This is a genomic window from Mesorhizobium sp. M8A.F.Ca.ET.202.01.1.1, assembly GCF_004791595.1.
GTDB lineage: Bacteria > Pseudomonadota > Alphaproteobacteria > Rhizobiales > Rhizobiaceae > Mesorhizobium.
Genome location: NZ_SRUN01000119.1, coordinates 1 through 368, shown reverse-complemented (window position 1 = coordinate 368; position 368 = coordinate 1). Strand labels below are relative to the sequence as shown.

Sequence of the window (368 nt, the reverse complement as noted above, 5' to 3'; positions counted from 1 at the left end):
GCTGGTCGCCCACGACCGCCGCTGGCTGCTCGACAGCGTCCATGACGCCGGTGCCGCCGCCGCGCACGGCAATGACCTGTTCCTGCATTTCTGCCTGGGCCTGGGCGCAATCGTCGCGCTGCTGGTGCTGTGCCTGCTGTTCCTGCGCCATCTGCTGCGGCTGCTGAAATCGGCGGCGCGCGAGCGTCCGTTCACCCACGCCAACGCACAGCGCCTGCAGCGCATGGCCTGGCTGATGCTGGCGATGGAGCTGCTGTCGATCCTGATCGGCGCCTACGCGGCCTGGATGGGCCCCGACTTCACCTGGATGGAGGTGGGCGGCGGCATGTCGATCACCGGCCTGGTGGCGGTGCTGATGCTGTTCGTGC

At 69.0% G+C, this 368-nt stretch carries 1 protein-coding gene; it reads left to right on the top strand.

Translation table 11 applies throughout. The features are described 5' to 3' along the window. The coding region (locus EN845_RS34105; RefSeq protein WP_135931292.1) for a DUF2975 domain-containing protein at positions 1 to 368 on the top strand (368 nt) is incomplete at both ends.